The sequence below is a fragment of the Arthrobacter sp. KBS0703 genome, assembly GCF_002008315.2.
GTDB lineage: Bacteria > Actinomycetota > Actinomycetes > Actinomycetales > Micrococcaceae > Arthrobacter.
This window is the reverse complement of the sequence record NZ_MVDG02000001.1, coordinates 3283329-3301490: the sequence shown is the minus strand read 5'-3', so window position 1 is coordinate 3301490 and position 18162 is coordinate 3283329. Positions and strand designations below refer to the sequence as shown.

Genomic DNA, 18162 nt, shown 5'->3' with positions numbered 1-18162 from the left:
GTGAGCTGGGGAAGTTAGGTGAAGCTCACTTCGAAAACTGTAGGTTAGCCAAACCTAAGCATCCAAGCCGCGGAGGCCTTAAGTGACGAGGATCACATCAATTACGTAACTATTGCGTGCCGTAATTGGTTCCCGAGGCTAGTGCGGGCGGCGGCGATGGCCGCCGCCGCTTCGAGCGTCATCCATGCCTGGAGCTGGGTGGAAAGCTCGACGGCGGTGCCCGGCGGATAAGCGTCCCTTGCGGGCAGTGCCGGCTCGGACGAGAAGACCAGAAGGTCCGCGCTGCCGCGTTTCGCCAGTGCCTCGCCGGCGGAAACGGTCCGCCGGCCGGCCCAGAACGCCTCGGCAGTGTCCGTGACCAGGCGCGCGGCGGTAGCGCGGGTCGCCTCCGGCAGGCGTCCGTCGCGGGCGGCGAGCGCCAGGTACCGCGTCAGAATCCCCGTGAACAGGCCGCCGTCGCCCATTCCGTCACAGCGGAGGACGGCGGCGCCGGAGGTGCCGGAGGTGCCGGGGTCCGTTGCGCCGGATCCGGGGAGGGTGAGGTGCCGTGCCACGGCTTCCACCACTTCCGCCGCCCGCGCCAGGTTGGCGGTGCCGCCGAGTTCCAGCAGGGCGCCGAGGACCGGGCCCTGGTTGTAGGTGTAAATGGTGTCCACCAGGAAGGCCTCGCCCGCCGCGTTGATCCGGAGGCCGTCCTGGTAGAGGCCGCGGACGGGGTCGAAAAGCTTGGCGTCGAGCCAGTCCAGCAGCGCCTGTGCCCTGGCCGGGTTGCCGGTCCGTGCGTAGTACAGCGCCACCGGTGCCGTGGCCGGGGTGTTCTTGAAGTCCCTCTTTGTGCTCCAGAATGTTCCGCCGCCAAGGTCGTCCGTCGAGGCCGAATCGAACTGCAGTGTCAGGCTCTTCCGGATGCGGCCGTGGCGCCGGCGGCCCGGCCTGCGGCTCTCCGCCGCCAGCTGCTCCAGCCGAAGGGTGGCCAGTGCCAGCCAGGCCATGTCGTCGTAGTAGCTGTTGACGTACGACAGGAAGTTGCGCAGCCGGATCCCCGTGACAAGCCGCGAAGCGAGCCGGCCCGCGCTGGGGCGGCGTTCGCCGTCGAACTTTGCCGGCGGCTGCCCCGTGGTCCCGAGTTCACGGCGGCCGGTGTCCACGAGGCAGTCCAGGTAGTGCGCCTGCCACCAGTAGTGCCAGGGGCGGGCGAGGTTTTTGAGGCGGCCGGAGGGCCGGAGGATGGCGGCGATGTGGGTCCCGGGCAGGAAGAACAGGCGCTGGCCGAACAGCCTGCTGACCGAGCGGGCGGCCGCGTTGGCGCGCTCTGCCCACTCCGGGGCGGCGGAGTCAGGTTCACGCTGTTCCTGGTGTGCCGCCGCCGGGCCGGTGGACTCCGCGTCGGGCTGCATCATGTGGCCAGCCTAGCGAATGGCGGCAACCGCGGGGCCAGGGTGTGCACCCGGGCGGGCTTTCAGTTAACATTCACTAACTAATGTTCGCGGCCGGTGGCCGGTTCCACATCAAGGAGGATGTATGGACATCAAGGGTTCCGTCGCGCTGATCACGGGCGGGGCGTCCGGCCTGGGCGCTGCCACGGCCCGGAGGCTGTTCGACGCCGGTGCGTCCGTCGTCCTCGCGGACCTGGGGTCCTCGGCCGGCGCCGCGTACGCCGACGAACTGAACGCCGGCGCGGCCGCCGGAAACACTGCCGTCTTTGTTCCCGCTGACGTGACCAACGAGGAACAGGTGCAGGCCGCCGTCGACGCCGCGGCAGAACTGGGTCCGCTGCGGATCGTGGTGAACTGCGCCGGCGTGGCCACGCCCGGGAAGGTCCTGGGGCGCGACGGCGTCCTGCCGCTGGAAACCTTCAACCGCGTCATCCAGATCAACCTGGTGGGCACCTTCAACGTCATCCGGCTGGCCGCCGCGGCGATGGCCGCAACGGAACCCGCCGTCACGGAACTGGGCGGGGAGGAACGGGGCGTCATCATCAACACGGCCTCCGTCGCCGCGTTCGACGGCCAGATCGGCCAGCCGGCCTATGCCGCGTCGAAGGGTGCGGTGGCGGCCATGACGCTGCCGCTGGCCCGCGAACTGGCCCGCTCGCTGATCCGGGTGGTGACCATCGCGCCGGGCATCTTCGAGACGCCCATGATGGCCGGCCTGCCGCAGGAAGCCCAGGATTCGTTGGGGAAGCAGGTGCCGCATCCGTCCCGCCTGGGCCGGCCGGCCGAGTACGCCAACCTCGCCGCGCACGTCGTGGACAACGCCATGCTCAACGGCGAAACCATCCGGCTCGACGGCGCCATCCGGATGGGCCCGAAATGACGCAGGCCACCGGCGTGGAGGCGCTGCCCACCGCCGACTTCTTCGACTACGAGTCAATGCTCAGCGCCGCCGAACAGCGGAAACTCCAGGAGCTGCGAAAATTCCTGGCCGCCGAGATCGCACCGTACGCGGGGGAGTGGTGGAACAAGGCCGAGTTCCCCGCGCACATCCTGCCGAAGCTCGCAGCCCTGGAGCTGAGCACGCCGGCACAGCGCGGCTACAGCCATCTGTTTGCCGGGCTGGTGATCGCGGAAATGACGCGCGTGGACACCTCGATCGCCACGTTCTTCCTGGTCCATCATGATCCTGTCTCTTATACACATCTAGATGTGTATAAGAGACAGCGGAACCGGCTGCTGGACGACGCTTCAAACCTGCGGACCACCGGGGCTTTCGCCCTTACTGAACCGGAGCACGGCTCGGACGTCGCCGGCGGCATGGAAACCCGGGCGCGCCGGGTGTCGGCCCCGGCCGGGGCTGCCGACGGCGGCGACTGCTGGGTGCTCAACGGCGCCAAGCGCTGGATCGGCAACGGGACGTTCTGCGACTACATGCTGGTGTGGGCCAGGGACGAGGCCGACGGCGCCATCCGCGGCTTCATCGTCGATGCCCGCCTGCCGGGAGTGAGCCGGAGCCGGATCGAGAACAAAATTGCGCTGCGCACGGTGCAGAACGCGGACATTGTGTTCGAGGACGTCCGCGTCCGAGAGGCCGACCGGTTTGCCGGGATCAACGGCTTCGAGGACACCAACGCCCTGCTCCGCGGGTCACGGATCATGGTGGCATGGCAGGCGGTGGGGCAGCAGCTGGCGGCGTTCGACGTCGCCCGGCGGTACGCCGTCGAGCGCCAGCAGTTTGGCCGTCCGCTGGCGAAGTTCCAGCTCATCCAGCAGCAGCTGGTCACCATGCTCGGGAACGCCGTGGCGAGCATGGGCATGATGGCGCGGATCGCGCAGCTGCAGGACCGCGGCGCGGCCGACATGGCGCAGGTGGCCCTGGCCAAGTCCTACACCTCGGCTCGGATGCGCGAAACCGTGGCGATGGGCCGATCCCTGCTGGGCGGCAACGGGATCGTCACGGACTACCGGATGGCCAAGATCTTTGCCGACGCCGAGGCCATCTACACGTACGAGGGCTCCTACGAGATCAACACCCTCATCGTGGGCCGCGCCGTCACCGGGGTGTCCGCGATCGTCTGAGCCGTCATGTCCGTTCGCGCTCAGTCACCGAGAGCGGGCTGCTTTTCGCCTGCTTCGACGCGGAAGTCCAGGCTGTTGTTCTTCACCGGCATGGGGCACGTGCCGTAGGGCGTGAAGGCGCTGGGGTAGTTGATGGCCCGGTTGAAGTCCAGGATGACGGTTCCGTCGGGCCTGGGCCGGGTGGTGGAGACCTTCCGCCACTCGTCCGTGGTGTCGCCGTTGGTTTCGTCGTGGAATGTCACGGTCAGGGCGCCGAGCTTCTCCTCTTCGGCATGGAGCCGGTACTCGTGGTCCTTCCCGGGCAACCGGAACACCAGCTCGCCGACGCTCCGGTGCACGCCGTCCACCAGCGGGTTCGCGGTGGCGATCGGAACGTCCTCGGGCTTGGGAAACGCCTCATACCGTGCCTCAAGCACCAGGTCCGGGCGGTAATCAAAGGTGGGCACGCCGTCGAACCCGGTGAACACCGGCGACGTCGAATCACGGGTGCGGATGGCGTACTTGTCGGCCCGCATGGCCAGCTCCACCACCACCTGTTTGCCGTCCCCGCCGCCGAACTGCACCCACATCAGGGACTCCTCGTCCGCGAGCTGCGCAGTGATGGTGCCGTCCACGGGCTCCCCCGTTTCCACCAGCGTGAGCCCGTCCGAGGCCGCGGCGGTGAGCGCCGCCGTCGTGCCGTCCGTTGACCACAGGCCGGGGGCGAGGTCGACGGCGGACGGCTTGCTTTCCAGCCACTGGAACGATGTCAGCGTCAGCCAGCCGTAGTCCGCGGCGAGGGCGGTGTTGCGGCTGCTGCGGAAGCGGCGCCAGCGTTCCAGCTGGGCGTCCGGTGCGGTGCTCATGGTTCCTCCAAGGTGGGTGTCATTCTGGCCAGCTTAGGCGTCAACCCGCCACGGCGGGACTTCATTCCGCAGCCGCCGCCCCCTTGGGCTGCCTGGCCGCGGGCGGCCGGCGTAGCCTTGGAATTGGGCATTTACCCGCGCCCGATGATGTTGCCCGCAGGCCCTTACCGCGCCCGGCCGGCGGAGTTCAAGGGCAGGACAGCATCTGAGACATATTCCCGGCGTCCCGCCGGCTGCGGGTAACATCCCATAGGAACAAGTAACCCGGCTCACAGTATCCAGCGCAGTGTACGAGCCAAGTCCGAACCCTCGAAAGATAGTTTCCATGGCTGACACTGCATTGAATTCAGAAACAGATCTCGCCGCCGAACTCCGCGCCGACGTGCGCCGCGTCTCCACCCTGCTGGGCGAATCGCTGGTCCGCCAGCACGGCCCGGAGCTCCTCGAACTGGTGGAACAGGTGCGCCTGCTCACCAAGGAGTCGAAGGAAGCCGCCCGCGGCGGAGCGGACGCCACGGGCCCGTGGAGCGCGCACGACGTCGTTGCCCAGGTCCGCGAGCTGCTCGCCTCCCTGCCGCTTGAGCAGGCAACCGACCTGGTGCGGGCCTTTGCCTTCTACTTCCACCTGGCCAACGCCGCCGAACAGGTCCACCGGGTCCGCGGCCTGCGCACCCGGCAGGAGAAGGACGGCTGGCTGGCCAAGGCCGTGGCGGACATCGCCGGTCAGGCCGGCCCGGCGGTGCTCCAGGAAGTGGTCAACGAGCTGGACGTGCGCCCCATCTTCACCGCGCACCCCACCGAGGCCTCGCGCCGCTCCGTTCTGGACAAGATCCGCAAGCTCTCCGACGTGCTGGCCGAGCCCACCGAGGAAGGCACCTCGGCCCGCCGCCGCCAGGACCGCCAGCTGTCCGAGATCATCGACCAGATGTGGCAGACCGACGAACTCCGCCAGGTCCGGCCCACCCCGGTGGACGAGGCCCGCAACGCCATCTACTACCTGAGCAGCATTCTCACCGACGCCCTTCCGGAGATGCTCACGGACCTGTCCGAACTGCTGGGCGAGCACGGCGTCACCCTGCCGGCCCAGAACGCGCCCATCAAGTTCGGCTCGTGGATCGGCGGGGACCGGGACGGCAACCCGAACGTCACTGCCGCGGTCACGCACGAGATCCTGCAGCTGCAGAACCAGCACGCCGTCCGGCTCAGCATCGCCCTGATGGACGAGCTCATCTCCATCCTGTCCAACTCCACCTCCCTGGCCGGCGCAGACCAGGTGCTGCTCGACTCGATCGACGCCGACCTCGCGAAGCTGCCCGGCCTGGACCGGCGCGTCCTGGAGCTCAATGCCCAGGAGCCGTACCGGCTCAAGCTGACCTGCATCAAGGCCAAACTCATCAACACCGGCAAGCGCGTGGCCGCAGGCTCTGCCCACCAGCCGGGCCGGGACTACACGTCCACCGAGGAACTCATCTCGGAGCTTGAGCTGCTGGAACTTTCGCTGCGCAACCACTCGGCGGCCCTCGCCGCAGACGGTGCCTTGGCCCGCGTCCGGCGCGCCATCGCGTCCTTCGGCCTGCACCTGGCCACGCTGGACATCCGCGAGCACGCCGACCACCACCATGACGCCGTCGGGCAGCTGATGGACCGCCTGGGCGGCCCGGGCATCCGGTACGCGGAACTGACCCGCGACGAGCGCCTCGAGGTGCTGAGCGCGGAACTGGCGTCCCGCCGTCCGCTCTCCGGCCACCCGATCAAGCTCGACGGCGTTGCTGACGGCACGTACGACGTCTTCCGTGAGATCCGCCGCGCCCTGCGCACGTACGGCCCCGACGTCATCGAAACGTACATCATCTCCATGACCCGCGGCGCCGACGACGTCCTGGCCGCCGCCGTCCTGGCCCGCGAAGCCGGCCTGGTCAGCCTCTTCGGCGACGCCCCGTACGCGAAGATCGGCTTCGCGCCGCTGCTCGAAACCGTGGAGGAGCTCCGTGCCTCCGCGGAGATCGTGGACCAGCTGCTGTCCGATCCCTCCTACCGCGAGCTGGTCCGGCTGCGCGGCGACGTCCAGGAAGTCATGCTCGGCTACTCGGACTCCAACAAGGAGTCCGGCGTAATGACCAGCCAGTGGGAGATCCACAAGACCCAGCGCAAGCTCCGCGACATCGCGGCCAAGCACGGCGTCCGGGTCCGACTGTTCCACGGCCGCGGCGGCTCCGTGGGCCGCGGCGGCGGGCCCACGTACGACGCCATCATGGCCCAGCCGAATGGAGTGCTCGAAGGAGAAATCAAGTTCACCGAGCAGGGCGAGGTCATCTCGGACAAGTACTCGCTGCCGGAACTGGCCCGCGAGAACCTGGAGTTGTCGCTGGCCGCCGTCATGCAGGGTTCCGCCCTGCACCGCACCCCGCGCACGTCCGATGACCAGCGCGAGCGGTTCGGGCACGTCATGGAGACCATCTCCGATGCCGCCTTTGCCCGTTACCGCAGCCTGATCGACCACCCGGACCTGCCGGCGTACTTCCTGGCCTCCACCCCGGTGGAGCAGCTGGGTTCGCTGAACATCGGTTCCCGCCCGTCCAAGCGCCCGGACTCCGGTGCCGGCCTCGGCGGCCTGCGGGCCATCCCGTGGGTGTTCGGCTGGACCCAGTCGCGGCAGATCGTGCCCGGCTGGTTCGGCGTGGGCTCCGGGCTGAGGGCTGCCCGTGAAGCCGGTAACTCGGCCCAGCTCGTGGAGATGATGCACGGCTGGCACTTCTTCCGCTCGGTGCTCTCCAACGTGGAGATGACCCTGGCCAAGACCGATATGGACATCGCCGGCTACTACGTGGACACCCTCGTTCCGGAGGAGCTGCACCACCTGTTCCGGGCGATCCGGGAAGAGTACGCGCTCACCGTCGCCGAAATTCAGAACCTCACAGGCGAGAACGTGCTCCTCGATGCGCAGCCCACGCTGAAGCGTTCGCTGGAAATCCGCGACCAGTACCTCGACCCCATCAGCTACCTCCAGGTGGAACTCCTGCGCCGCGTGCGCGAAGGCGCGAAGGACGGCACCATCTCCGGCGCCGAGGTCGACGAACGCCTGCAGCGGGCCATGCTGATCACGGTCAACGGGGTAGCGGCCGGCCTGCGCAACACCGGCTAAGCCCCGGCGCCGGGCCGCTGGCAGTGCTTGCCGGGACCGTCGGCCGCTGGCCGAGCCTGTCGAGACCGGGGTTTCGACAGGCTCACCCGGCGGCCTCAACCGGCGTGCCGGGTGCCGGCGTCTCCGTAGTGCACCACGATGGTCCGGCGGCGCGTGCCGTCGTCGGAATAGGAAACCGTGCTGACCGGAACGCCGTAGAGGGCGGAAAGCTCAGTGTCCGTGAGCAGGTCCGCGGCCGGTCCGGTCCGTGCGCCGTTCCGCCCCAGCAGGACCACCCGGTCCGCGAGGTGCAGGGCATGGTCGGGCTGGTGGGTGCTCAGCAGCAGGGCCATTCCGTCCGCCATCAGTTCGCGCAGGAGCGTCAGGACGCGCACCTGGTTTTTCAGGTCAAGGCCCGTGGCAGGCTCGTCCAGCACCAGGAGGGGCGAGCCGGCCACGATGGCCCGGGCGATCAGGATCAGCTGCTGTTCACCGCCGCTCAGCGTCGGGAACAGCCGGTCGCCCAGGCTGGTGGCGCCCGCCCTGTCCATGGCCTCGGCGGCAGCGGCGCGGTCCGCCGATCCCGGCGTCCGGAAGACACCCACCTGCCGTGCCCGGCCCATCAGGACCATATCCAGCGCGCGGTAGGCGAACGCGCTGCCATGGGCCTGCGGCACGTAGCCGGCGTTGTCGGTCCGCCGGACCGTCCCTTCCGCGGGTGCCAGCAGCCCGGCGGCGCAGCGCACCAGCGTGGTCTTGCCGCTGCCGTTGGGCCCCAGCACTGCCGTGGCGCTGCCCGGTGGAACACGGAAGCTGACGCCGCGGAAAACCCAGTTCTTCAGGCTGTAGCCGAACCCCACCCCGTCGAGCTCAAGCATTTTCCCAGATCCTCTCCCGGTTCCGCCGCAGCAGCACGAAGAAAACCGGGGCGCCGATCAGGGCGGTGAGCACGCCCAGCGGGATCTCGCCGGCGGTCGCGGTGCGGGCCACCGTGTCCACGAGCACGATGTATGCCCCGCCGAGCAGGAAGGACACCGGCAGCAGCACCCGGTGGTCCGGCCCCACCCACATCCGGGCCAGGTGCGGCACCTGTCTCTTATACACATCTAGATGTGTATAAGAGACAGGCGACCGCGCCGCCACGATCAGCGCCACCGCGACGAGCACCGCCCAGCGCAGCGGGGGGCCGCACGCCGAGGGCGGCGGCGTCGTCGTCACCCAGGGAAAGCACATTGATCCGCCAGCGCAGGGCCACCAGGACCACGGCGCCGCCGAGGATCGGGACGAGCGCGACCATCACCTTGGTGAACGTGGCTGAGGATACGCTGCCGAGCAGCCAGAAGACGATGGCCGGCAGCGTGGTGTTGGGGTCCGCGATGTACGTGACCAGGGCGACGAGGGCTGAGAAGAAGGAACCCGTCACCACGCCGCCGAGGACGATCATCAGCATGGGCGTCCCCGCGCGGCCCGAGGTGATCAGGAACAGCGTGCCGAGGGCCACCAGGCCAAACACAAACGAGCCCGCCACCAGGAGGACCGAGCCCAGGCCGAGCAGCAGGGCCAGCGCACCTCCGAAGGACGCCCCCGCGGAGACCCCGATGATGTCCGGACTGACCAGCGGATTGCGGAAGATGGCCTGCAGGGCGGCGCCGCCGATTGCCAGGCCGCCGCCCACCAGCAGGGCGAGCAGGATCCGGGGCAGGCGGACCAGCAGCACCACGTTTTGTTCGGTGCCGCTGGCTTCGACGGGGACCGGGACGAGCTGGGCTGTGAGGATCTGGACCACATGCCAGAGCGGCACGCTGTACCGGCCCACAGCCAGCGCCAGCAGCCCCACCGCAATCAGCAAAGCGGCCGTGAGGGCGATGGGGGCGAAGATTGCCGGTTCGCTCCGCCGGTCGCGCGGGCGCGGGACGGAGGCATTCCGCCCGGCACGCACTCGGCGGTTTTTCAGACGCGGGGACCTGGCTTCATCCAGCATTGAATTGCTGATAGTGGGCGGAGCCGCCGTTGGCCGCGGTCCAGAGAATCTTGTCCAGTTCCGCCGCCGTGAGCTCGTGGTCGTAGAGGAACTGGAAGTACTCGGCGGCCTTGCCGCGCAGGGGTGACTGCTGCTGCGGGAAGGCGATGTCGGCGAGCCAGTGCCACATCAGCGGGGACTCCTGCCCGGGCGGATCCCAGCGGTAGCCGCCCAGGGGCACCTTGTAGACGCGGTGCGAACGGACGGCGGACACGTTCCGCCACACGGGATCCGAGTAGATGTCCTGCGGCAGGGCGGAGTCGAAATTGCCCAGCAGGATGATCTCCGGGTCCCAGCTCAGGACCTGTTCCACGTCCAGCCCCACCATGCCTGACCCCGGCAGCGGATCCTTGCCAGTGGCGGGGTTGGTGCCGCCCACCAGCTTGATGTAGAAGTCGTTATAGCTGTTCGCCGCGGCAACCTTGAGGCCTTCCGTGAAGCGGTTGAAGTAGAGGATGCTGGGGCCTTCGGCGCCGCGGCCGGCCGCCTGGGCCTTGATCGCCGCCAGTTCCTGGTCACTCCGCGTTTTGATCTCCGTGGCCCGCTCGGGTTTGCCGAGCATGGCCGCGAACATGGCCACCCAGACGTCCACATCCTCCTGCCGGCCCGTGTTTTTCAGCCCGACCACCTGGAGGCCTGCCTTTTCCAGGGGTTCAACGAGCTGCTCGTCCGACCACTGGATCACGACGTCGGGGTTCAGGGCGCGCACGCTCTCGACGTTCGCGGTGAAGTCCTGGGTGGCTATCTCATGCGGGACGCTCAGCGCCTTGGGAAACATGGTGCCCATGATGCCGTCGCGCATCGCCACCCACGACACATTGTGCATGGCGGCGAGATGGTCCGCGGTCCGGTCGACGGCGACCAGCAGCGACGCCGCCGGCATGGGGATGGTCACCACCCGCGTGACCGGCCGGGAGAACGTCACTGTCTTGCCGCGCTGGTCCGTGATGCTGATGCTGTCCGCGCCTGAACCGCCGCTGCTGCCGGAAGGGGACGACGGCGGTGCGGAGCCGGATGCGCCGCATCCGGCGAGGAAGGCTGCGGAGCCGCCGGCCACCAGCACTTGGAGGGCAGTGCGTCGGTTAAGATCGGCGACTCCCATAGTCTGACCTCCTGCGCGTCGGTCTTCACAGCATCCGCTTGAAGGGCAGGGCTGTCAACGCTTTCATCCGGGGGTCCGGGCCTTGTCGCTGGCAGACCCCGGTGCTACTTTCAGAGGACGCTTGCAGAAGGTGGCCACGTGATGGTTATCGATGGTGCCCAGTTGTTTGTCCGCTACGCTTACCCGCCGAATTCCCGCGGGAGTTGCGGGCCTCCGGACAGTGATGCCCTGCTGCACTACGGCCAGTCCGGCGTCACGGACCAGGGGCTCCGCGAGCTGGCCAAAGGCTTCGCCGGAGCGTGGCCGTACCTGGAACTCATCGCCGGCTCGCACGGCATATCCGATCCCCTTGATGCGCGGGTGGTCGAAGCGTACTGGGTGGGCAACAGCCTGCTGGACTCCGTGGGTATCACCAACATCGGCAACTCCATGGAGGACCGGTTCCGGGCCCGCACCGGGCGGCAGTTCCGGCATCTGGTGGAGGGGGTACTGGCCGGCGGAGTCCCGCACCACAGTTTCCACGTCTTCGAGATCTATCCGTGGCTGGGCCTGCTCCGGGACGAGCGCCGGCATGCCACGGCGTTGAACGTGCTGGACCGGTGCCGGATCAGGTGGGGCCAGGTGCTGACGATCACCGGCGACGAGGCCGTGGTGCTGTCCCGGCCGCTCGTGTGGGACGGCACGGCGCTGGCGGCGGGCGAACCTGTGGCGGAATCCGCCAAGTACGCCGTGAACGGAACAGGATTCGTGGCGGACCTGGCCGTGGGCGACGTCGTGTCCCTCCACTGGGACTGGGTGTGCGACCGCCTGACACCGCACCAGCTGCAGCAGCTGAAGCTCTTCACGGCGCGCCACCTCAAGATTGCCAACAGCGGCGTTGAACACCGCGGCGCGGCAATCGCGCTCGGGCGCTGAACCGGCTCGGAGGCTGAACGAACCGGCCGTCTATGCCGGTCCTAACCGCCGGTCCTCGCCGGCCTCGCCTTCTGGTTCCCTTGCCCGGCCCATCAGTTCCAGGCCGCCCATTGCGCGTTCCGCGCCTGCCGCGTCAACCCGTTCCAGGGCGAAACCCATGTGGATGAGAACCCAGCTGCCGGGTTCGAGCGGGCCTTCGTCCAGCAGGCCGATGTTGATTCTCCGGGGCACCCCGGCCACATCGACGAGTGCGAGCTGGTCGCCGTAGCCCTCGACGAGCTCGATGACCTGGCCGGGTATTCCGAGGCACATAGCCGGTACCGCCTTAAGTGGTGGTGTGTTGGTCCAGGAGTGAGCCGACGACGGCGATCGCCTCGGGGACGGCGGCCGTGACCGCGTCAGAGAGGCCGATGCCTTCGGCCACGTCGGCAGGCACGCAGCCCACGACGTACGTGAGGGGCAGTTCACCGCCCAGCGAGCGGAGGCGGCCCAGCACTGCCACGGGATCCATGCCGTGGGGATCCAGGGACGCTCCGCGGCCAAGATCCTCTGGCCGGACCCGCAGCACCCGGATACTTCCGGGTGCCGTTACCCCGGCTGCGTCCGGCGGCACCGCGTCCACAAGCACCAGGACATCCACCCCGCCGAGGAGATCGTAGGCCAGATGCATGCCGCGGATGCCGTAGTCCACGAACCGGACGTCCCGCATCGCCGGGGTCTCGGCGGCCAGCCGCCGGGCGACTTCCGGGCCGAACCCGTCGTCCCGCAGAAATATGTTCCCCACGCCTGCCACGAGGACGCGGGCCGCCCTCTCCGGGGATTCCGCGGACCGTGGCCCGGAAGGAGCTGTGCGGGACCTGCCGCCCGAGGTCACATCTGCCTTATTTTCAGGTAGCGCTGGATGTCCGGAACTGCACGGATCCCCGTATAGACAGCCCAGAGTGCCATCGCCGCCATCACCGTTACGGTCGCCATTCCTATTGTTTTCATTGCGGCTTTTCCTTTCCCTCCCGGGTCCCGGGACCGCTTCCTGGCCGCAGCGGTTCGAGCGGTTCCAGTTCTTCGGGCGCATAGTAGAACGAGCGGCCGTAGCCCTCATGGAGGTCCGCGGCCGGGTCCTTCTCGAGCACCAGGCCCACATGGGTGCTGCCGTCGACGTCGAAATGGACGCTCGTGACGCGTCCGGTCTGACCGGCAAAAAACAGGTCCTGCGCATCAGCCCGCCGGCTGGGATTCACGCGCACGCGGCTGCCGCGGGCCACCGGGACCCCGTTGATCACGACGGCGTCCTCGTCCGGCCGAACGCTGGCATCCGCCTCCGGATCCCACCAGGGCCGGTCCTCGATGCTGCCGCCGGGTGAAGTCCCGGACGCGCCGCCCCCTGGAGCTTGGCCCCCTGTAGCCTGGTCCTCGGTAGCGGCACCGTCGGAGGCGACGGCCGTCGGCCAGGTGAGCCCCGGCGGGTCGGCCAAGGCGCGGGGATTGCGCAGGATCCCGTGAAGCTGCTGGAGCTCTTCCGGCGACATCGCTTCGCAGCGGTCGATGATCGCCGCCGCGCGCGGATCCGTGGCCCGTGCCTCAGTCTTCTCCTCGTCGGTCAGCGTCAGCACGCGCAGGGTGAGGATCTCGTCGATTTCCGTCGAGTCGTACAGTGCCACGGAACTTTCCGGGGCCACCGCGGGGTGGTCGTAAAGAATGATGGGCGAGACCAGCAGCACGTCCGTCTGCCCCTCGGGCCCGGCCAGAACCGGCCAGCAGCGGTGCTGGGAACAGGACCGCGCGGCGGCCCGCGCCGCGTCTGGCGGTTCAAGCAGCGACACGAAGTCCCCGTCCCGCAGGCTCAGGAGCAGGTGCGCGCCGATGAAGGACGCGGCGATGGCGTCCTGCCTGCCGCCGGCCGCGGCAAGTGCCGCCGCGGTGTTCGCCGCCGCTACCCTCAGCCGCAGGAGCCCGTCCGTCATGGCGGTGGCCTCCAGCCTGACTTCCCCGTGCAGGGCACGACGGCGGCGCACCAGCCGGCCGGCAGCCTGGCCGACGCTGCCGGCGAGCTCCTCGACGTCCCGGCCCGCGGGAACGGTCACCGGCAGGACCAGTCCTGCCTCCTGGAGCCGGGCCACGGAAAAGGTCCCAGGCTGACTTCCTGTTCGACGGCCTCGTCCCAGCTCAGCCAGCGCGCGGCACCGACGGCGAGCTCATCCACCGGCCTGAACCCGCCGCCGTCGTCCGCTTCTTCAGCGACGCGCGACTGCAGCTGCAGGAAGCGCAGATGGACTTCCAGCTCTGCCTGCGGACCCGGGGCCAGCAGGCAGTCGGCGAACATGTGCGGTTCCTCCCCGGCGCCGGCCTCGGCGGCGCCGGGCGGACCGAGGATGCCAAACTGCCAGCGGGCCTGGTTCTTCTGCGACGACGCGCGGTACGGGTACAGCAGGTAGCCCTCGTAGAGGACGGCATCCGCCACCGCGCGGGCGAGGCTCAGGCTCATGTTCATCGGAGCGGGTCTCCGCTCACGCCGGCGGCTGCCTTGGCCAGCAGGGCTTCCACCGCGGCCTCCCAGGACGTCAGGCCCCGCGCCGACTTGTAATGCGACAGGGCCGCCAGGACGTCGCGGTCCAGCCGGATCCAGCCGGCGTTGGGGAAATACTGGTCCATCAGCCGGTGCCAGGCCGCCACGGGAAGCCGGTAGGAGGCTTCGAGGTCCCACGGCACCTGCTCCACGCCGAATCCGGCCGCGCCCTTGGTGAAGACGGTTCCGGAGAACAGCAGTTCCAGGGGGATCTCGCCGCCGCGCAGGGCATGCAGGTACTTGGCCGCTGCCACGTCGAAGTCAAACGTGCAGGGCAGCGGCAGGTCCACCTCGGTGCTCCCGGTGAACCCCTGCACCATGGTGCTGCACTGCATCCAGAGAAATGACTTGAGGGTGGTCGGCCAGCGGCCGCGATCACCGAAGAGATCCAGGAGCCCGTCCTCCTCCTCGGGCTCGTAGCCGCGGCGCTGGGGCAGAATGCGGACCTGGCAGCGCAGGGCGATGGCATGGACCACGGCTCCAGTGGCCTCGGTGAGCCGCAGCCGTGCGGTTAGCTGCGGGGCCGCGGCGTAGGGCTCCGGCTGGATGTCCACGACGCCGAAGGTCAGCTCGGTCACGGCGGGCCCCCCGCCAGGAAACCGCGGTTGGTCCCGGGCGCCGGCTTGCTGCGGCTGCTGACGCGGTCGAAGAACGCGGCGAGCTGCTCGCGGGCCTCCTGCCCGCCGTCGAACCCGCGCCAGCGGCGGCGCAGCTGCCCCACGAGTTCGTAGCAGGCGTCCACGGGGACGAGGTGGCAATCGGCCTGGGGCCTGTCCGGCCCCGGGCCTCGGATCAGCAGCGCCTCGGTGTCCGGGGCTGCCATTCCCAGGGAGGGATTGCGGGCCAGCACGGCGCCCCAGGCCTCCAGGGGCAGCTCGGATTCCGTCGCGCCGGCGGGGCCGGGGTAGAACGCGACTGTCCGGTCAAGCTTGGAACTGCGGAAGAAGAAGGCCAGGCCGACCGGAATCTCCAGCTCATCCCACTGGCCCGGGCCAAGTTCAAAGTCCGGAAAGGAGACGTACCTGTCCGGCACAGCACGGTACCGGAGGTGGGCGGCGCTGTCGGTGAAGAGGAGGTAGCAGGGTCGGCACGTGCACATCATGGCGTGGCTCTCCAGGTCCACCACGTGCTGGTGCTGCTCTGCGATGGGTTCGCCGCACATCTCGCAGCGCTCGCCGGCCACGGGCGCCGGCCGGCTGGTGGCGATCCTGCGGAGCAATGCCACGGGCAGGCCGCCGGCCCCGGGGGCTGTGTTCATGTCAGCGCCCTGTTCATGGCATCCACCCCGTTCACGTCAGCCGCCTTCTCCTGCGGCAAGGGCACGGCCACGGACATGACGCCGCCGCGGACCAGGAGGGGCAGCGGATCCAGGTGCAGGCTCCTGTCTTCAAGGCAGGAACCCGCCTGCCGTACGTCGAAGTGTCCGCGGCAGGTGGGGCAGCGCAGCAGGCCGCCGCCCGTCGGCGCCGCGAGGGCCCGCTGCAGCGTGGCGCCCGCCATGGAGCCGGTGCAGCGCGGGCAATAGTCCCTGTAGGCGTAGACGTCCTGCCCGGTCCGGCATGCGAGCACCGCGTAGCCGGCGATCAGGAAGCCGGCCACGTCGCCGGGCTCGAGCCCGGCGATCTCCGGCACCGCCTCCCACGTACCGCCGTTCATTTCATGCCAGGCGTCCGCGGGCGCGCCCTCCGCCGGGCGGTTGACCCGGACCAGCAGTGCGTCCACCGGAATTAGTGCCGGAGTGGCGGCCGGCTTTTCCTCTTCGACCACTTCAATCGCGGTCACCTCCGGTGCCGCGGATTCAATCGCCTGTCTCTTATACACATCTAGATGTGTATAAGAGACAGGCCCTGGCACGTGCCGAGCAGCCTCAGCCGGACCACGCCCTCCGCGCTGATGCCCAGCAGGTCGACGTTGCCGCCGTGCGATCCCAGGTAGGGCCGGACGCTGTCCAGGGCCCCGGCGACGCGCGCCTCCACGGATAGCGGGTGCAGGCCATGGACCACCAGCAGGCCGGACACGAGGTCGTCGGCGGTCAGCGCCGCCAGCGTCGCGTCGTCGAGCTTGCCTTGGTCGTCGAGGATTTCCAGGATCCGCTGCAGGCCGGCCCCGTAGAGGTCGGTCACCTGCCGGACTAGGTCCTCGGCCCGGCCGCGGGCCACCGCCCCGCCGGCCCCGAGGGCGTCGAGGAGAGTGCCGATCCGGTCGCCGGTCTGCAGCGGCCGGTCACCGCCTGCCATTGCCTGTTACTCGCCGGTGAGCGTCTGGGTGGGGGAGTGCAGCTTCTCCAGCGTCTGGCCGTTGCCTAGATACATGTGGACACCGCAGGGGAGGCAGGGGTCAAAGCTGCGGACGGTGCGCATGATGTCGATGCCCTTGAAGTGCTCGCGGTCATTCTCCTCGAAGATTGGCTGCCCCTGCACGGCGTCCTCGTACGGTCCGGCGGTGCCGGATGAATCCGTGGGGCTCGCGTTCCAGGGGGTCGGCGGATAGGGGTGGTAGTTGGCGATCTTGCCGTCGCGGATCACCATGTGGTGGGAGAGGACGCCGCGAACGGCTTCCGTGAAGCCGCAGCCGATCGCCTCATCGGGGACCTCAAAGGTTTCCCAGGTCTTGGTGCGGCCGGCACGGATTTCCTCCAGTGCCTTTTCCGCGAAGTGCAGCGCAGCCGCGGCCGCGTAGGCCTGGAAGTACGTGCGGGCCCGGTTGCGTTCCAGGGTGTTGCTCCACTGCGGGATGTTCCATTCGAAGGACACCGGCCCCTTCAGCGCCGTCTTGGGCAGGTTGATCTGGACGCTCCTGCCGGTGGCCTTGATGTAGCCGATGTCCACGAGGCCGGCGAGCGCCGTGGCCCAGAGCCGGGCCAGCGGGCCGCCGCCGGTGTCCAGCGCCAGGTTGTCCTGGCCGTCGAACCAGCGCGGGGACATGACCCAGCTGTACTTCTCCGAAAGGTCCCGCTTCTGCGGCCTGGGGTTCGTGTGCTGGTTCCAGGGGTGGCGGCGGTCCACGGGGTTGCCCAGCGGATCATGGGTGACGAACATTTCCTGGTCTTCCCAGTCCTCGTAGTACGACGAACCGAGCATGATCCGGATGCCCAGGTTGATCCGCACCAGATCAGTGGTGACGAGTTTCCCGTCCACCACGACGCCTGGCGTGACGAACATCTTCCGGCCCCACTCGGTCATGTCCTTGTACTCGAAGTTGCAGTAGTCCGGGTCCTGGAGCGAGCCCCAGCACCCCAGCAGCGTGCGGCGCAGGCCCACCTGTTCGTAGCCCGGCAGGGCTTCGTAGAAGAAGTCGAACAGGTCGTCGTGCATGGGAACGACCTTCTTCATGAACTCGACGTACCGCATGAGGCGGGTGATGTAGTCGGTCATCAGCTGGATGGTGGCAACCGTGCCCACGCCGCCCGGGTACAGCGTGGACGGGTGCACGTGGCGGCCCTCCATCAGGCAGAACATCTCGCGTGTGGCCCGGCTGACCTGGAGTGCCTCCCGGTAGAACTCCCCGGTGAACGGGTTCAGCGACCGCATGATGTCCGCGATGGTCCGGTAGCCGTGCTCGCCTTCACGGGGAGCCCGGGTGTTTTCCGCCTTCGCCAGGACGCCGGGGTTGGTCTCCGACACCATCTTTTCGCAGTAGTCCACGCCGACGAGGTTTTCCTGGAAGATGTTGTGGTCGAACATGTACTCGGCCGCTTCGCCGAGGTTCACAATCCATTCGCCCAGGTTCGGCGGCTTCACTCCGTAGGCCATGTTCTGCGTGTAGCAGGAACACGTGGCGTGGTTGTCTCCGCAGATTCCGCAGATGCGGCTGGTGATGAAGTGGGCGTCCCGCGGGTCCTTGCCTTTCATGAAGATGGAATAGCCGCGGAAGATCGAGGAGGTGCTCTTGCACTCCACCACCTGGTTGTTCTCGAAATCGATCTTGGTGTAGATGCCGAGGCTGCCGACGATCCTCGTGATGGGGTCCCAGTTCATCTCCACCAGGTTGTTGTTGCCCGTTCCGCTCCCGGAATTCATTGGAATCGTGGAGGTCATTGTGCTTCGCCTGTCTGGAAGTTCGCCTGTCTGGAAGTGGGGTG

General features: G+C 68.5%; 20 protein-coding genes. 4 read left to right on the top strand and 16 right to left on the bottom strand.

The genetic code is table 11. The features are described 5' to 3' along the window. Positions 1-101: 101 nt before the first annotated feature. Complete coding sequence (locus B1A87_RS15285; protein WP_144275915.1) at positions 102-1397, bottom strand: glycoside hydrolase family 76 protein; 1296 nt, start codon at positions 1395-1397, stop codon at positions 102-104. Between the two features lie 124 nt (positions 1398-1521). Here B1A87_RS15285 and B1A87_RS15280 point away from each other — a divergent pair, with 124 nt between their 5' ends. Together B1A87_RS15280 and B1A87_RS15275 are read left to right on the top strand one after the other, a co-directional pair. Further along, a complete protein-coding gene (locus tag B1A87_RS15280; RefSeq protein WP_078029872.1) occupies positions 1522-2316 on the top strand; it encodes an SDR family NAD(P)-dependent oxidoreductase in 795 nt (264 codons plus the stop codon). Further along, the gene (locus tag B1A87_RS15275) at positions 2313-3515 is read left to right on the top strand and encodes an acyl-CoA dehydrogenase family protein (RefSeq protein WP_144275834.1); all 1203 of its coding nucleotides are present in this window, start codon (positions 2313-2315) and stop codon (positions 3513-3515) included. Before B1A87_RS15280 ends, B1A87_RS15275 begins: the two co-directional genes overlap by 4 nt. A 20-nt stretch (positions 3516-3535) precedes the next feature. On the opposite strand, the gene B1A87_RS15270 is transcribed toward B1A87_RS15275, so the two are convergent. Continuing rightward, complete coding sequence (locus B1A87_RS15270) at positions 3536-4360, bottom strand: DUF1684 domain-containing protein (protein ID WP_078029874.1); 825 nt, start codon at positions 4358-4360, stop codon at positions 3536-3538. 325 nt (positions 4361-4685) lie between these two features. On the opposite strand from B1A87_RS15270, the gene ppc reads away from it, so the two are divergent. Then, on the top strand, positions 4686-7502 hold the full coding sequence (gene ppc / locus B1A87_RS15265) for a phosphoenolpyruvate carboxylase (protein ID WP_078029875.1): 2817 nt from the start codon (positions 4686-4688) through the stop codon (positions 7500-7502). Between the two features lie 95 nt (positions 7503-7597). On the opposite strand, the gene B1A87_RS15260 is transcribed toward ppc, so the two are convergent. From B1A87_RS15260 to B1A87_RS15250, 4 genes are read right to left on the bottom strand one after another with little or no spacing between them, the layout of a single operon-like run. Beyond that, a complete protein-coding gene (locus B1A87_RS15260) occupies positions 7598-8359 on the bottom strand; it encodes an ABC transporter ATP-binding protein (protein WP_078029876.1) in 762 nt (253 codons plus the stop codon). Next, positions 8352-8624, bottom strand: coding sequence for an iron chelate uptake ABC transporter family permease subunit (locus B1A87_RS24080; protein WP_260680882.1), 273 nt, complete (start codon positions 8622-8624; stop codon positions 8352-8354). Before B1A87_RS24080 ends, B1A87_RS15260 begins: the two co-directional genes overlap by 8 nt. Then, entirely contained in the window at positions 8578-9420 is an 843-nt protein-coding gene (locus tag B1A87_RS15255; RefSeq protein ID WP_260680881.1) for an iron ABC transporter permease, read from the bottom strand. Before B1A87_RS15255 ends, B1A87_RS24080 begins: the two co-directional genes overlap by 47 nt. Before the next feature lie 31 nt (positions 9421-9451). Beyond that, a complete protein-coding gene (locus B1A87_RS15250) occupies positions 9452-10603 on the bottom strand; it encodes an ABC transporter substrate-binding protein (RefSeq protein ID WP_078029878.1) in 1152 nt (383 codons plus the stop codon). A gap of 141 nt (positions 10604-10744) precedes the next feature. Between B1A87_RS15250 and B1A87_RS15245 the strand changes: the two genes are divergently transcribed. Then, positions 10745-11518 (top strand): DUF6390 family protein, encoded by a 774-nt coding sequence (locus tag B1A87_RS15245; RefSeq protein WP_078029879.1) that lies wholly within the window; start codon positions 10745-10747, stop codon positions 11516-11518. Positions 11519-11548: 30 nt separating this feature from the next. Here B1A87_RS15245 and B1A87_RS15240 read toward each other — a convergent pair whose 3' ends face one another. The 10 genes from B1A87_RS15240 to B1A87_RS15210 all read right to left on the bottom strand — a co-directional run bounded on the left by B1A87_RS15240 (position 11549) and on the right by B1A87_RS15210 (position 18118). Further along, positions 11549-11830, bottom strand: a complete 282-nt coding sequence (locus B1A87_RS15240) for a HypC/HybG/HupF family hydrogenase formation chaperone (protein ID WP_078029880.1) — start codon at positions 11828-11830, stop codon at positions 11549-11551. Positions 11831-11843: 13 nt separating this feature from the next. Beyond that, a complete protein-coding gene (locus tag B1A87_RS24075) occupies positions 11844-12302 on the bottom strand; it encodes a hydrogenase maturation protease (RefSeq protein ID WP_260680880.1) in 459 nt (152 codons plus the stop codon). Positions 12303-12388: 86 nt separating this feature from the next. After that, on the bottom strand, positions 12389-12508 hold the full coding sequence (locus B1A87_RS25080) for a DUF6893 family small protein (protein WP_395940255.1): 120 nt from the start codon (positions 12506-12508) through the stop codon (positions 12389-12391). Beyond that, positions 12505-13635 carry a hypothetical protein gene (locus B1A87_RS15230; protein ID WP_260680879.1) on the bottom strand — a complete coding sequence of 377 codons (1131 nt, stop codon included), beginning with the start codon at positions 13633-13635 and terminating at the stop codon, positions 12505-12507. Before B1A87_RS15230 ends, B1A87_RS25080 begins: the two co-directional genes overlap by 4 nt. After that, on the bottom strand, positions 13596-14006 hold the full coding sequence (locus tag B1A87_RS24070) for a hypothetical protein (protein ID WP_260680878.1): 411 nt from the start codon (positions 14004-14006) through the stop codon (positions 13596-13598). Before B1A87_RS24070 ends, B1A87_RS15230 begins: the two co-directional genes overlap by 40 nt. After that, a complete protein-coding gene (locus tag B1A87_RS15225) occupies positions 14003-14659 on the bottom strand; it encodes a DUF6084 family protein (RefSeq protein WP_078029883.1) in 657 nt (218 codons plus the stop codon). Before B1A87_RS15225 ends, B1A87_RS24070 begins: the two co-directional genes overlap by 4 nt. Then, positions 14656-15339 carry a DUF5947 family protein gene (locus tag B1A87_RS15220; RefSeq protein WP_078029884.1) on the bottom strand — a complete coding sequence of 228 codons (684 nt, stop codon included), beginning with the start codon at positions 15337-15339 and terminating at the stop codon, positions 14656-14658. The genes B1A87_RS15225 and B1A87_RS15220 overlap by 4 nt, the downstream gene beginning before the upstream one ends. Next, on the bottom strand, positions 15336-15935 hold the full coding sequence (locus B1A87_RS23325) for a hypothetical protein (protein ID WP_221937589.1): 600 nt from the start codon (positions 15933-15935) through the stop codon (positions 15336-15338). The genes B1A87_RS15220 and B1A87_RS23325 overlap by 4 nt, the downstream gene beginning before the upstream one ends. Further along, positions 15905-16318: a NifU family protein gene (locus B1A87_RS23320; protein WP_221937588.1), complete on the bottom strand. Its 414-nt coding sequence runs from the start codon at positions 16316-16318 to the stop codon at positions 15905-15907. Before B1A87_RS23320 ends, B1A87_RS23325 begins: the two co-directional genes overlap by 31 nt. Positions 16319-16324: 6 nt before the next feature. Continuing rightward, positions 16325-18118: a nickel-dependent hydrogenase large subunit gene (locus B1A87_RS15210; protein ID WP_078029886.1), complete on the bottom strand. Its 1794-nt coding sequence runs from the start codon at positions 18116-18118 to the stop codon at positions 16325-16327. Positions 18119-18162 lie beyond the last annotated feature (44 nt).

Bases quoted from the DNA above. Each gene is read 5' to 3' on its own strand.
- ppc (WP_078029875.1), top strand. From the start codon at position 4,686: ATGGCTGACACTGCATTGAATTCAGAAACAGATCTCGCCGCCGAACTC.
- B1A87_RS15275 (WP_144275834.1), top strand. From the start codon at position 2,313: ATGACGCAGGCCACCGGCGTGGAGGCGCTGCCCACCGCCGACTTCTTC.
- B1A87_RS15270 (WP_078029874.1), bottom strand. From the start codon at position 4,360: ATGAGCACCGCACCGGACGCCCAGCTGGAACGCTGGCGCCGCTTCCGC.
- B1A87_RS15285 (WP_144275915.1), bottom strand. From the start codon at position 1,397: ATGCAGCCCGACGCGGAGTCCACCGGCCCGGCGGCGGCACACCAGGAA.
- B1A87_RS15245 (WP_078029879.1), top strand. From the start codon at position 10,745: ATGGTTATCGATGGTGCCCAGTTGTTTGTCCGCTACGCTTACCCGCCG.
- B1A87_RS15250 (WP_078029878.1), bottom strand. From the start codon at position 10,603: ATGGGAGTCGCCGATCTTAACCGACGCACTGCCCTCCAAGTGCTGGTG.
- B1A87_RS15210 (WP_078029886.1), bottom strand. From the start codon at position 18,118: ATGACCTCCACGATTCCAATGAATTCCGGGAGCGGAACGGGCAACAAC.
- B1A87_RS15220 (WP_078029884.1), bottom strand. From the start codon at position 15,339: ATGAACACAGCCCCCGGGGCCGGCGGCCTGCCCGTGGCATTGCTCCGC.
- B1A87_RS23320 (WP_221937588.1), bottom strand. From the start codon at position 16,318: ATGGCAGGCGGTGACCGGCCGCTGCAGACCGGCGACCGGATCGGCACT.
- B1A87_RS25080 (WP_395940255.1), bottom strand. From the start codon at position 12,508: ATGAAAACAATAGGAATGGCGACCGTAACGGTGATGGCGGCGATGGCA.
- B1A87_RS15260 (WP_078029876.1), bottom strand. From the start codon at position 8,359: ATGCTTGAGCTCGACGGGGTGGGGTTCGGCTACAGCCTGAAGAACTGG.
- B1A87_RS15240 (WP_078029880.1), bottom strand. From the start codon at position 11,830: ATGTGCCTCGGAATACCCGGCCAGGTCATCGAGCTCGTCGAGGGCTAC.
- B1A87_RS15280 (WP_078029872.1), top strand. From the start codon at position 1,522: ATGGACATCAAGGGTTCCGTCGCGCTGATCACGGGCGGGGCGTCCGGC.
- B1A87_RS24070 (WP_260680878.1), bottom strand. From the start codon at position 14,006: ATGAACATGAGCCTGAGCCTCGCCCGCGCGGTGGCGGATGCCGTCCTC.